This window comes from Janthinobacterium salmonicoloratum, assembly GCF_051380845.1.
Classification (GTDB): domain Bacteria; phylum Pseudomonadota; class Gammaproteobacteria; order Burkholderiales; family Burkholderiaceae_D; genus Janthinobacterium; species Janthinobacterium lividum_F.
The window spans coordinates 123,017-135,972 of sequence record NZ_JBNYXV010000009.1; the positions used below are offsets into that span (position 1 = coordinate 123,017).

Annotated in this window: 5 protein-coding genes; all 5 read left to right on the forward strand. The window is 63.4% G+C overall.

The features are described 5' to 3' along the window. Positions 1-177 precede the first annotated feature (177 nt). The 5 genes from ACQ4WY_RS26800 to ACQ4WY_RS26820 all read left to right on the forward strand — a co-directional run bounded on the left by ACQ4WY_RS26800 (position 178) and on the right by ACQ4WY_RS26820 (position 12,950). Positions 178-3,528: a TIM-barrel domain-containing protein gene (locus ACQ4WY_RS26800; protein ID WP_436506701.1), complete on the forward strand. Its 3,351-nt coding sequence runs from the start codon at positions 178-180 to the stop codon at positions 3,526-3,528. Positions 3,529-3,628: 100 nt separating this feature from the next. After that, on the forward strand, positions 3,629-6,574 hold the full coding sequence (locus ACQ4WY_RS26805) for a TonB-dependent receptor plug domain-containing protein (protein ID WP_436506702.1): 2,946 nt from the start codon (positions 3,629-3,631) through the stop codon (positions 6,572-6,574). Positions 6,575-7,078: 504 nt separating this feature from the next. Beyond that, positions 7,079-10,123: a TonB-dependent receptor gene (locus ACQ4WY_RS26810; protein WP_436506703.1), complete on the forward strand. Its 3,045-nt coding sequence runs from the start codon at positions 7,079-7,081 to the stop codon at positions 10,121-10,123. Positions 10,124-10,187: 64 nt separating this feature from the next. After that, positions 10,188-11,579, forward strand: a complete 1,392-nt coding sequence (locus ACQ4WY_RS26815; RefSeq protein ID WP_436506704.1) for a Gfo/Idh/MocA family protein — start codon at positions 10,188-10,190, stop codon at positions 11,577-11,579. 63 nt (positions 11,580-11,642) lie between these two features. Next, positions 11,643-12,950: a DUF3472 domain-containing protein gene (locus ACQ4WY_RS26820; RefSeq protein WP_436506705.1), complete on the forward strand. Its 1,308-nt coding sequence runs from the start codon at positions 11,643-11,645 to the stop codon at positions 12,948-12,950. The last annotated feature ends 6 nt before the right edge of the window (positions 12,951-12,956 follow it).

A 12,956-nucleotide genomic window follows, 5' to 3' on the forward strand; every position in this document is an offset into this window, starting at 1 on the left:
CGCTGAAATGCGACGATAACGAAAGTATGTTTTGTGACATTTTGGTGAAACGTAAGAAAATCGCGCCGATTTTGGGCATTTTATTAATAAATTGGTGGTAAAACTTTCTTTTGATTGACGATATTTATTTTTCTTCTTAAAGTATTTCCATCACTTTGATTTTCTGAAAGCCGCCTGATGAAACCACTCCCGCTTCCCCGCCGCGCCCTTGCCGCCTGTGTCCTCGCCGCCCTTGCCACCCTGGCTGCGCCTGGCCTGCATGCCGCGACTATCGGCAATTTGCAGTCGCTCTCCGCCGTGCACGCTGCCGACGTGGCGAAGGGCGAGGCACTGGGCTGGGACCTGCGCAGCGATACGGGCATGCAGCTGCGTATCAGCCTGCCGCAGGCGGACGTGTTGCGTATCCAGGCGGGCGGCAAGGCCGGTTTGACGGGGCCGGGCGACAAGGCCGCGCCCATCGTCGTGGGCCAGCCGGCCGCGCAAGTGGCGTACAAACTCAGCGAGCAGGCCGACCATATCCTGATCAGTACCGAAGCCCTGAGCCTGCGCATCGACCGCAAACCCTTGCGCTTTACCTTGTACCGCAAGGGCGATGCTGTGCCGCTGTGGCGTGAAGTGCAGCCGCTGTCGCTCGACGACAAGCAGGGCGTGCAAGTGCTTTCCAGCCTGCCGGGCGAGCGTTACTTTGGCGGCGGCCAGCAGAATGGCCGCTTCGAATTCAAGGGCAAGCAGGTGCCCGTGTCGTATTCGGGCGGCTGGGAAGAGGGCGACCGGCCGAATCCCGCGCCATTCCTGATGAGTTCACGGGGCTGGGGCGTGCTGCGCAATACCTGGGCCGACGGCAACTACGACTTGCGCGACAAGGAGCAGATCTCGCTGCAGCACGCGGAAGGCCGCTTCGATGCGTATTTCTTTGTCGGCAAGGACCTGCGCGACGTCGTCGCCCGCTACACGGACTTGACGGGCCGCGCCCGCATGCTGCCCCGCTGGGCGCTGGAATACGGCGACGCCGATTGCTACAACGATGGCGACAATGTGAAAAAGCCCGGCTCCGTGCCGAAGGGCTGGAGCGATGGCCCGACCGGCAAGACGCCGGACGTGGTGGAAACGGTGGCGCGCCAGTACCGCGAACACGACATGCCGGGTGGCTGGATCCTGCCCAACGATGGCTATGGCTGCGGCTACACGAACTTGCCTGAAACGGTGAAAGGCCTGGCAGGCTATGGCTTCCGCACTGGCCTGTGGACGGAAAACGGCGTCGACAAGATCGCCTGGGAAGTGGGCCAGGCGGGCAGCCGCGTGCAAAAGCTGGACGTGGCGTGGACGGGCAAGGGCTACCAGTTCGCCATGGACGCGAACAAGTCCGCCTACGACGGCATTCTGAACAACTCCGACAGCCGCCCCTTCCTGTGGACGGTGATGGGCTGGGCCGGCATCCAGCGCTACGCCGTGGCGTGGACGGGCGACCAGAGCGCCAGCTGGGACTACATCCGCTGGCATATCCCGACCCTGATCGGCTCGGGCCTGTCCGGCCAGGCGTATGCATCGGGCGACGTGGACGCCATCTTTGGCGGCAGCCCGGAAACCTATTTGCGCGATTTGCAGTGGAAGAGTTTTACGCCTGTCCTGATGGGCATGTCCGGCTGGGCCGCGGCCGAGCGCAAGCACCCGTGGTGGTTCGATGCGCCGTACCGCGACATCAACCGCCGCTATCTGAAGCTTAAGATGCGCCTTACGCCGTATATGTATACGCTCGTGCGCGAAGCGGAGCAATCGGGCGCGCCGCTGGTGCGGGGGCTGATGTGGGATTATCCGCAAGACCCGGCCGCCTACACGGAAGCCTATAAATATCAATTCCTGCTGGGCCGCGACGTGCTGGTGGCGCCCGTCTACCGCAGCCAGGCCGTCAGCGGCGGCTGGCGCAAGGGCATCCACCTGCCGCAAGGCACGTGGTACGACTACTGGGATGGCCGCCAGGCCACGGCGGACGCGAAAGGGCGCGACCTGGATATGCAGGTGACCCTGGACAAGCTGCCCGTGTTCGTGCGCGCCGGCGCCATCCTGCCCATGTATCCGGAAATGCTGTACGACGGCCAGAGGCCGAAGGATCAACTCACGCTGGATATCTATCCGCATGGCGACTCGTATTACACCCTGTATGAAGACGATGGCAACACGCGCCAGTACCAGGGCGGCGCCTTCAGCCAGCAAGTCATCCGCATGCGCCAAACGGGCGGCGATGTGCAGGTCGATATCGGCGCCGTCGATGGCAAGTACCAGGGCCAGGAAGCGCGCCGCGGCTATGCGCTGCGCATGCTGGCGGGCCAGGCACCGGCCGCCGTGCGCGCTGGCGAACGCCTGATCGCGGCATCTGGCGAGCGTGCCGCCTACGACAAGGCGGTCGAAGGCTGGTATTTCGACGCGGCAGACCGGCAAGGCACCCTGCACGTGAAAGTGGCGGCGCAGGATATCCGCCAGCCTTTGATTCTGCGGGTCGCCGGCGCGCTGGCCGTGGCGAGGATCGATGCCGACTTCCCGGTCGCCCCCGTGCCGGGCCGCGCCTTGCCGGCCGACGCCATGCAGGTGGTGGCGCGTCCCTTTGAAGAAAGCGGCTATCCGCTGGAAAACGCCTTCGACGGCAAGCCCGAGACGTGGTTCCGCACCGTGCGCAGCCCGTCCGTGAAAAGCGGTCCGCACGAATGGGTGATCGGCTTTACGGAGCGGCGCCTGGTGGACGGCGTCGAACTGGCGCCGCGCAACGACCAGCACTGGAAACATGGCCAGGTGCGCGACTACGAAATCTACATCGGCGACAACAATGGCGAGTGGGGCGCGCCCCTGCAGCGCGGCACCCTCAAGCTGCAGGAAGGCAAGCAGACGATCAACTTCCCCGCCACGGCCGGGCGCTTGCTGCGCTTCCGCGTCATGAGCACGCAAAATCCGGAAGGCGATGGCGCGGCGTCCACCGACCCGATGGTCACGGCGGCGCAAGCGGGACCGGTGGCGCGCGCGTTTGACGCGGCGCTGGCGACCGACGTGGCGCCCGTCACCCTGTCCGAATTCCGCGTGCTCGAGCACCGCGTGGCCGAAGGCGAGGAGGTGCAGCGCTATCTGTCGGACCTGGCGCTGCCGAAGAATATCGCGAGGGACCGGCCGGCCGGCAAGGCGGCCGAGATGCGCATGAACGGGCTGTGGTTCCGCAAGGGCCTCGGCGTGGGACCTGCCAGCCGCATCGACTTGCAGCTGGCGGGTAACTGGAATCTGCTGCGCGCCGACCTGGGCGTGGACGACAGCTGCCGCAGCGCGGGCGGCTTACAATTCCAGGTCTGGAGCGGTGAACGGCTGCTGTATGACAGCGGCCTGGTCACGGCTCCCGGGGTAGTCAAACCCGAAATCGACGTGCGCGGCCTGAGCCAGCTCAGTTTGCGCACCCTGGGCGCGCGCGGCGCCCACCCGGCCCAGGTCTGCGGTAACTGGGCCAACGCCGTGTTGACCGGCACGGAAGGCGCGACAGTCAAGCCGCGCTAGACACACTTCATCATTTCACTAAAAACGAGCCCCTCTTCGGAGCGGGGAGGGGCTCTTGCAGCCTGACGAAAACAAATCACTTATAAAAAGGGAGATGGGAATGCACTTGAAAAAACTGATGGCCGCCATGGTGGCGGTAGGGTTGGCCTCAACGGCGCTGGCGGCGGAGGAGGAGAAACTGGCGCGCGTCGAAGTGACGGGCTCCAGCCTGAAGCGCATCAACGCTGAAACGGCGTCGCCCGTACAGGTGATCAATGCCAAGCAGATCGAAAACATGGGCGCGCTCACCTTGCTGCAAGTGCTGGACAACCTGCCAGCCGCCCGTCCGGCGCAGCAGGATTTCCGCTCGATGTTCACTGGGTCCGATGGCGGTTCGCAAGCGAACCTGCGCGGCCTCGGTGCGCAGGGCACGCTGGTGCTGCTCAATGGCCGCCGCCTGTCGTTCTACGGCGCGCCGGCCGGCTTCCAGACCATGTTCGTCAACATCGACGCCATTCCCGCCGCCGCGATCGAGCGCATGGAAATCCTCACGGATGGCGCGTCGGCCGTGTATGGCTCCGATGCCGTGGCCGGCGTCATCAACGTGATCACCAAGAAGTCGTATCAAGGCCTGGAAGCGCGCGCCAATGGCGAGTTTTCGCCCAGCGTGAAAGCCTATGGCGAGCGCCAGGCCAGCGTGCTGTATGGCCTGGGCGACCTGGCCAGCGACGGCTACAACATCTACGGTTCCGTGAACGTCTACCAGCGCGACCGCATCGCGCTGGCCGATACCTACCGCAAACGTCCCTCGTATTTTTATGTAAACAATCCCAATTTCATCCCGAACATGCGCTTGGGCGTCGGCAGCGAACCGGGCGTGATGAATCCCGGGACCTTCTTTGTCTTCGACAAGGCCAACAACAATGCGCGCACCCAGCGCGCCGCGCCTGGCTGCAACACCAGCATCACCGAAGCGTCGGGCACGCGCTGCGTGTGGAATGCGCTGCCCAACCAGCTCGACACGGGGCCTACCTCGGAGCGCGCCACGGCCTACCTGAGCGGCCGGCTGAAACTCGGCGGCGACATGGAAGCGTTCGCGGAAGGCGCCTTCACCCACATCAAGATGCGCGGCGAGAATGGTCCGTCCAGCTTCAATAGCGGCAGCACGAACAACTGGTTCGCGCGCAACACGGGCAATACCCTGAACACCTTCGCCACGCCTTTCCTGAGTCCGAACAGCGTCTATCTGAAGGGCAAGCTCGATGCCGACATGGTGGCCAAGATGGGCGGTGCGGCTGGCTTGAACTACCTGCTGCAGGATGCGACGGGCCACTTCGGCCAGAAGAATGTCGATGAAAACTACCGCGCGTTGGTGGGCCTGCGCGGCAGCATCGGCGGCGGCTGGGATTTTGAAACGGCGCTGAGCGTGGCGGGCAGCCATTCCACGCTGTTCCAGACAGCGAATCTGAATATCAATGGCTTCAAGCAGGCGTTTGGGCCGTTTACGAAAGACCCCGTCAGCGGCCGCACGTACATCTCGGACAATCCCGCCTACAAGTTCGGCGAAATCAGCGACGCCAACGCGGCGCTCCTGCGTGCCGCCTACCCGACCTTCGCCATCGAATCCTGGACCAAGCTGATGACGTGGGATGCGAAGCTGGAAGGTACCCTGTTCAAGCTCGGTGAGCGCGAAGTGCGCGCCGCCGTGGGCACCAACATCATGCGCGAGAGCTTTCTCACGCCCGGCAACGCGGACGCCGCGAATGGCCTGATCACGCAGCAGGGCGGTTCCTGGTTCGATGGCCGGCGCACCATCGCCGCCGTGTTTGGCGAAGTGGTGGTGCCGCTCAGCGACACGCTGGAAGTCAATGCGGCCGCGCGCCTGGATAAATATCCGCATTTCGCCGCCAACCTGGCGCCCAAGCTGGGCGTGATCTGGCGCGCGCGGCCGGACCTGATGCTGCGCGGGACGTATTCCGAAGGCTTCCGCGCGCCCAACCTGGCCGAAGCGGGGTCGGGCGGCGTCTTTGCGCAGGTGGGCGGCATCCGCGACACGGTGCGTTGCGATGAAACGAATGCCATGGCGCGCGCCTTGCTGAAGTCCAGGGTGGCGACGGATGCGGACCTGGGCAAGAGCCTGCTCAATTCGAATTGCTCGACGACGGTGGGCGGCCTGACGCCGCCGAACCAGAACCTGCGCCCGGAAAAAGCCAAGATTTCCACCGTGGGCCTGGTCCTGCAGCCGGCCAAGGACGTGAGCATCTCCATCGATTACTGGTTCATCAACCGCCGCGACGAAATCGTGCGCCAGGACTTCAACGAGCTGTTTACGGAACTGGTGGACAAGTATGGCCCGACCCTGGCCGGCACGTCGAGCGCCATCCGCAACGACCTGACGGATACGGACCGGGGCAATATGGCGGCGGTGGCGGCCATGTGCGCCAACCCCGCCAACGCGGGCGTGTGCGCGGGCGGCGTGCCGGGCTACTCGGTGGGCAACCTGGGCGGCTTGATCAACTCGTATTCGAACCGCGGCCGCACCCTGATGGACGGCGTGGACATCGATGCGCGCACGCGCTTTGCGCTCGGTGACTGGGGCAAGCTGAGTACCGGCATCGCCGCCACCATCAGCAAGCGCAACACCCACGACAGCGAAGACGGCAGCGACATCAAGGGCAACACCGTCGGCTACTACGATTCGCCGCGCTACCGCGCCACCGTGAATGCCGACTGGAGCTACCGCAACTTCGTCAGCAGCGTGTTCATCAACTATTCGGGCAAGACGCGCTGGGCCTACGGTCCCTGGGACAAGGACAACACGCCGGAAAACTGCACCGCCGCCTCCGTGGCCCTGCCTGCGGGCCAGTGCAAGGGTGCGCCGTCGTACACCACGGTCAACCTGGCCTTCAGCTGGAAGCCGATCAAGCACCTGGACGTGGGCCTGAACGTGAAAAACGCGTTCAACAAGCAGCCTTACTACGACCCGAACGGCTGGGAAGGCTACAACCATAGCCAGGACCTGTTCGGCCGCCAGTTTGCCCTCTCGGCCAGCTACAAGTTCTTTTAAGGCGTGACCTTGCCCCGGCCCGCCAGCCGGCATGGTGGCGGGCCAGGGTCTTGTCATGGAAAGAAAAAGATAATGTTCCGAAATGCACAATACGAAAGATAAACGTAAGCGAAAGGCGACGCCCTTGTCTTCTTTCGCGTTTTTCTCGCCGGATTGTCGCGCGGATTCTGCCCTGCTGACCATCTCCTTGCATTCGCGTGTATCTGCCACGCCACGATAACGAAAGTTATCTGCCGCGCCACTGATTGAATCGAAAGATAAATCGCCATTATTTGCCCAATTGAACGATAAATTTGCGTTATAACTTTCTTTTTGTTGACGATGCTTATTTTTCTTTTTAAAGTAATCCCAAGAAAACGAAAATCAGCCGATACGGACTGATTTCCCGAAAGGTGCAACTGCCTGGCTGCACCGGCCGACGACCACCATAAAAATTGCATCCCCCCGACTCCGCCCTGGAGCGGGGAGGGCGCGTATAACCCTCGATATAGACGGAGACACATCATGCATAGCACCCGACTCAAATTGCGCGACATCAGCCGCGCCGCCGCGATCGTGATCGCACTGGCGGCCGGCGTACCAGGCCAGGCCTGGGCACAGTCGAACGCCACCAGTACCATTTTCGGCGAAGTGAGCGCGCCGGCCGGTGCCACCGTGGTGCTGGAAAACCTGGCGACGGGCGTGCAGCGTAGCCTGACGCCCGATACGTCGGGCCGCTATGTGGCCAACTCCATGCCGCCAGGCCGCTATGCGGTGCGCGTGCTGCGTGCCGGTTCGGTCGAAGCGTCGCAGGAAGTCGAAGCCCTGATCGGCGCCGGTGCTGAAGCGAACTTCGGCCCTGCCAGCGCGGCCGGCCCCGTGGGCCAGGAGCAGACCGTCGTGGTGAAGGCGTCGCGCAATCCGATCGACGTGTCGAACACCAATAATGGCGTGATCTTCACGGCCAAGGAATTGAAAGCGCTGCCAGTCGGGAACGATGTCGCCTCCATCGTGCAGCTGACGCCGGGCGTGGCGCGCGGCACCAACAGCGTGTATGGCAATGCGCCGTCGATCGGCGGCTCGGGCCAGTCGGAAAACGCGTTCTACGTCAACGGTTTCCCCATCACCAACATCCTGACCCAGGTGGGCGCGTCGGAGCTGCCGTTCGGCGCGATCTCCAACCTGCAGGTGCTGTCGGGCGGCTACGGTTCGGAATTTGGCCGTTCCACGGGCGGCGTGATCAACATCACCACCAAGAGCGGCGGCAACAAGGTCGAATTTGGCGGCAAGGTGTCCATCATCCCCGGTTCGCTGAAAGGCACGACGGAAAACCGGTATTACCCGAACACAGGCGCCAATCCGGACACGGATGGCACCTTGAAGTACTGGAACCGCGATAATAACAGCAGCAGCAAGGTCGTCGGCTTGTACGGCAGCGGCCCGCTGATCAAGAACAAGCTTTTTGCCTTCGTGGCGCTGGAACAGACGCGCACGAACAGCGGTTCCGTCGCCGGTGCGCGCGACGACTCGGACAAGGTGCTGCCGAACGGCTGGCGCGAGAGTAAGAGCAAGGTTGACCGCATGATGGCCAAGCTGGATTACAACCTGACGGACGATCATCACTTTGAATATACCAAGCTGTATGACCGTACGACTACGGACAGCCAGAGCTATGGTTTCGACTATGCCACGCTGAAACGCAACAACGTGCCTGGCGGCGGGAGCGAGACCACCATCAACTGCTGTGGCTCGTCGGCCGCGCCAGGCGCGAATGTCGACATCTTCAAGTATACGGGCTACCTGACGGACAACTTGACGGTGACGGCCATGATGGGTCAGTCGCGCACCAGCCACCGCCGCACTCCCGAAGGCTATGACCCCAGCCTGGCGCAAACCAAGTCCATCCAATCGACGCAAGTCCCAGGCCTGGTCTATGTCAATCCGCAATCGGTTACCGGCTCCCTGACCGACCCTTCCTCGGAAGACCGCCAGAAGGCCAAGCGCCTGGACCTGGAATACAAGCTGGGCAAGCACTCGCTGCGCGGTGGCATCGACCGCATCGACGTGGAATCGCAAGTGGGCCTGAGCCTGGCCGGCGGCTACCGCTGGAGCTATTTGAAAGCCAAAGATGCGAATCTGCCGATCAACGGCGCCTTTGAGACGCCGGCCCAGGGCGGCGGTTACGGCAAGGATGGCTATTATGTCAGCAAGGACTTGAATGCCAATCTGGCGCGTCCGACCAGCGTGCAGTCGGCGCAGTACATCCAGGATCACTATCAGGTCACGGAGCGGGTGCTGCTGGACCTGGGCCTGCGCCGCGAACAGTTCACCAACTACAGCACCGATGGCGTGGCGTTCATCTCGCAGCGCAACATGATCGCCCCGCGCGTGGGCGCCACCTGGGACTACCTGGGTGACGGCACGCTGAAATTTTTCGCCAACGGTGGCCGCTACCATTTGCCGGTGCCGTCGAATTTGTCGAGCAACATGGCCAGCCCCTTCCTGGCCACCAGCGAGATGTACACCTACACGGGCGTCGATCCCGTCACGGGCGCGCCGACAGGCCTGCATGCGATCAGCAAGCCGTATTCGGCCAACAACGCGTACGGTCAGAGCCGCGATGCGCGCGAAGTGACGGCCGTTGGCCTGAAACCGCTGTCGCAGGATGAATTCTCGCTGGGCTTCGAACGCGCCCTGAGCAAGAAGCTGGTGGTGGGCGCCAGCGTCCTGTACCGCAAGCTGAACGACACCAACGACGACACCTGCGACGAGCGTCCGCTGCAAGCCTGGGCCACGCGCAACGGCGTCGACACGGGCAAATGGAGCGGCTTCCAGTGCGCCATCATCAACCCGGGCCGCGACAACAGCCTGATGGTGGACTTTGACGATGGCAAGGGCCTGCGCCGCGTGGATATTTCGGCGGCAGAGTGGGGCAACCCGCTGCCATCGCGTACTTACCGCGCCTTGAACATGTTCGTCGAGCACCCGTACACGAACGGCTGGTACGGCAAGCTGACCTACACCTTGTCCGGCCTGAAGGGCAATATGGAAGGCCAGACGGACAGCATCGGCGGCGGCGACGTGGGTCTGACGGTCAGCGACGACCACAAGGAACTGATGTACAACGCGTATGGCTACCTGCCTGGCGACCACCGCCACGCCTTCAAGGCCTATGGTTTCATGCAGGTTATCCCGGACGTGATGGTGGGCGCCAACTTGTCGCTGACCTCGGGTGCGCCGCGCAACTGCATCGGCGCGCTGCCCGATAACCTGAAGTTCGAGAACGACTACGGCGATTCCTACTTCTATTGCAATGGCAAGCCGGCGCCGCGCGGCAGCCAGGGCCGCCTGCCGTGGCAAGCCCAGTTGGACATGAATGTGGCCTATACTCCCAGCGCCGTCAAAGGCCTGAGCCTGAAAGTGGACGTCTTCAATGTGTTCAACAGCCAGACCGTAACCCGCTACACCGAAACGCGCGAAGACCATGGCGCTATCTCCCGCAATTACCTGCAGGTCGATGGACGCACGGCGCCGCGTTCGGTGCGCTTCACTGCGGAATACACCTATTAAACTGCAGCCGGCCTGCTGTATGGCGGGCCGGTGACGATTATTACCAATGGAGCGAGAAGAGACAATGACGACACAATTCAATCGACGCAATTTCCTGTCCGCCAGCGCCGCGCTGGCCGGTGGCGCCATGGCCGGCAGCGCCTTGCTGCCTGGCGACGCTAACGCCGCACCTGCCGCCGGCCGCGACAAGGTCCGTCTGGGCCTGATCGGCACGGGCATGCGTGGCCAGGTGCTGCTGGCTGAACTGGTGCGCCGCGACGACGTGGAAGTGGTCGCCCTGTGCGATATCGAGCCTATCATGCTGAAACACGCGCTGGGCCAAGTGGCAAAAGCCGGCAAGCCGCGTCCGCGCACGTATGGCGAAGACCGCGACGAGAAAGCCTACAAGCGCATGCTGGACGCGGGCGGCCTCGATGGCGTGATCATCGCCACGCCGTGGGAATTCCACGCGCCCATGGCAATCGCCGCCATGCAGGCGAAAATCGCCGTCGGTTGCGAAGTGGTGGCCGGCATCACCCTGCAAGACCACTGGGACGTCTTGAATACCCAGCTGAAAACGGGCACGCCTTACATGTTGCTGGAAAATGTGTGCTACCGCCGCGACGTGATGGCCGCGCTGCAGATGGTGCGCGCGGGCCTGTTCGGCGAACTGCTGCACCTGCAGGGCGGCTACCAGCATGACCTGCGCGCCGTCAAATTCAATAGCGGCAATCCGGCCAAGCCGTATGGCGGCGGCGTGGAATTCGGCGAAAAGGGCTGGTCGGAAGCCCATTGGCGCACGCAGCACTCGGTCGAGCGCAATGGCGAACTGTATCCGAGCCACGGCATCGGCCCGTGCGCCATGTACACCAACATCAACCGCGGCAACCGTTTTACGCGCATCAACGCCTTCGCCACCAAGGCGCGCGGCTTGCATGACTACATCGTCAAGCAGCCGGGCGGCGCGCAGCACGCGAACGCCAAGGTGAAGTTCAAGCTGGGCGACGTGGTCACTACCACCCTGGCGTGCGAAAACGGCGAAACCATCATCCTGCAGCACGACACGAGCCTGCCGCGCCCGTATTCGCTGGGCTTCCGCGTGCAAGGCACGGACGGCCTGTGGATGGACCTGAACAATTCCATCCATATCGAGGGCGTCAGCAAGCCGCACCAGTGGGACGACTTCAAGGCGTACCAGGACAAGTATGACCACCCCGTATGGCGCAAGTACGCGGCGCAAGCGGAAGGCGCGGGCCACGGCGGCATGGACTTCTTCGTCATCCACGCCTTTGTCGAAGCCCTCAAGGCCAACGCGCCGATGCCGATCGATATCTATGATGCCGTGACGTGGAGCGCCATCACGCCGCTGTCCGAGCAGTCGATCGCCGCCAACTTCCAGACCCTGGACTTCCCGGACTTCACGGGCGGCCAATGGAAATCGCGCAAGCCGATCTTCGCCCTCGACGGCAAGTACTAAGCACCATTTACCCGCTACCGCGCCTGCCGCCGTAGCGGGTTTTTTCTATCCCAGGAGACGTTGATGAAACACAGAAGTTCATTACTCTACGCAGTCCTTCCCGTCATGCCCTTGCTGCTGGCGGCCTGCGGCGGCGCCACCGCCACCAGCACGGGCGGCACCGCCTTGCTGGCCGCCAGCGTGGCCGCGCCGGCCACGTCCGTCAGCGTGGAACTGGCCGGCAATGCCTTCATCACCAGCGGGCAGGAGGGCGCCGTCATCGGCGAACATGGCCTGGCCGGCTGGAGCAATCCGGCTGCCATCGCCAGCACGTATTTTCGCGTCGACGGGGCGGGTCCCGTCCAGGTGGCGCTCGACGCCAGCCTGGCCGATGGCGGCAACAGCACCATCCGCGTGAAGATCAACGGCACGCCGTTCGACGTCAAGCTGGCCGGCAAGGCCAGCAAGACCTACGCCGTCGGTACGGTCAATGTGCCGGCGGCCGGCTATGTGAAGGTGGACTTGCAGGGGCTGTCGCGCGTGAAGGGCACGTTTGGCGACGTCTCCGCGCTGAAGGTGACTGCGAACGCGGCACTCGCGTACGCCAACGACCCGGCCAATTACTACTGGTCGCGGCGCGGGCCGTCCGTACACATGGGCTACGCGGTGCCGGCCAATACCGAGTATTTCTATAACGAGATGACGATACCCAAGGGGCAGGATGCCATCGGCTCCTACTTCATGGCCAACGGCTTCGGCCAGGGCTACATGGGCATCCAGGTCAAGTCGCCCAGCGAGCGCTGGATCTTGTTTTCCGTGTGGGACGCCGACAATGGCGCGAAGACCACCCTGGTCAGCAAGGGTGCCGGCGTGGTCGACAATGCGTTTGGCGGCGAGGGCACGGGCGGGCAGACTTACCTTTCATATAACTGGGCGGCCGGCACCACCTACCGTTTCATCACGCGCGCGCGGCCCGATGGCAAGGGCGGCAGCGATTACTCGGCCTGGTTCTTCGCGCCCGAGACGGGCAAGTGGCGCTACATCGCCACCTGGAAGCGGCCTGCCATCAGCACGTATTTGACGGGCGTGCATTCCTTCCTCGAGAACTTCATCGATACCCTGGGCTACACGGAGCGCCGCGTCCAGTTTGGCAACCAGTGGGCAAGGAACGTTTCCGGCACCTGGTCGGAAGTGACGGCGGGGCGCTTCACGGGCGACGCCACGGCCACCAACGCGCAGCGCATGGATTACGCGGGCGGCCTGGAAAACGGCAAGTTCTACCTGCGTAACGGCGGCTTTTTTGCCGAGTACGTGAAAACCGGCCAGAACTTCACACGCCCGGCCACGGGCCAGGCGCCGGCCGTCGATGTGAGCGCCTTGCCGATGCAATAGGCGTCG